Below are 1,153 nucleotides of genomic sequence, written 5' to 3' on the forward strand. Positions count from 1 at the left end.
GAGACCGGCGTGCCTGCCGAGGTGCGGGTGCACTGCGACGCGCGCGGCGGTGTCGTGTGGGAGCGCCACCTGCGCCTGCCGGGGCGGCGCGACGCCGCCGTCGTGCGCTCGACCAAGCTGCGCGGCCCGGACGGCGGCCTGCAGGAGCGCACGAGCGGCGGGCTGTCCATGGCGCTCGACGTGGTGGTGGAGGACGGGGCCCTGGTGTTCTACAGCCGCCGCTATTTCCTGGCGCTGGGCGCGTTCTGCGTGCCCATTCCCGATGGGCTTACCCCGGGGCGGTGCCGGGTCGAGCACCGCGACGAAGGGCCGGGCACGTTCCGCTTCACCCTGGACATGGCGCACCCGCTGTGGGGTTGCACGTTTTTTCAAACCGGTGTGTTCACCGATCCCGAGGAGTGATTCCATGGACATCGTTTTCATCGTTCTGACGGTGCAGGCCCTGATGGGGGCGTTCGACAACCTCTGGCACCACGAGTGGTCCGCACGCCTGCCGCAGCGAACCTCGGCCCGCCACGAGCTGCTGCTGCATGCGGCGCGCGAGGCCCTCTACGGCGTGCTCTTCCTGGGATTCGCCTGGGTGCAGTGGCAGGGCTGGTGGGTGCTGTTGCCGACGGCCCTGCTGGCGGTGGAGATCGTCATCACCGCGGCGGACTTCCTGGAGGAGGACCGCAGCCGCCGCCTGCCGCCCGCCGAGCGGGTGCTCCACACGCTGCTGGCAGTGAGCTATGGCGTGCTGGTCGGCGTGATCGCGCCCCTGTTCGCGGCGCACGCGGCCCTGCCGACCGGCGTGGTGCGGGTCGGGCACGGGGCCTGGTCCTGGCTGTTCACGGTGGCGGCCGTGGTGGTGCTGGCCTGGAGCGTTCGCAATGCGTTCGCCGTCGTGCGGCTGCGGGCGGCCGTGCCATCCGCTGAACCCCTGCCCGTTGCCGCCCACGGGCCTGCGGTGCTGGTGACGGGCGCCACCGGCTTCATCGGCACGGCACTGGTGCGCCGGCTGCAAGGCGAAGGCCGGCGCGTGATCGTCTGGACGCGCGATCCGCTGCAGGCCCGCGCGACCTTCGGCCCGCAGGTCTGGGCGCTGGACCGCCTGGAGGACATCCCGGGCGAGACGCGCATCGACGCCGTGGTCCACCTGGCCGCGCGCCGGTCC

General features: G+C 72.5%; 2 protein-coding genes. Both read left to right on the top strand.

Annotated elements, in window-relative coordinates:
* The coding region (locus AC27IO_RS24585) for a DUF4166 domain-containing protein (RefSeq protein WP_498741257.1) at positions 1–402 on the top strand (402 nt) is incomplete at its 5' end.
* A 4-nt stretch (positions 403–406) separates the two neighbouring features.
* A partial coding sequence (locus tag AC27IO_RS24590) for an NAD-dependent epimerase/dehydratase family protein (RefSeq protein WP_498741258.1) occupies positions 407–1,153 on the top strand: 747 nt, incomplete at its 3' end.

Source organism: Acidovorax sp. KNOB132, assembly GCF_057541515.1.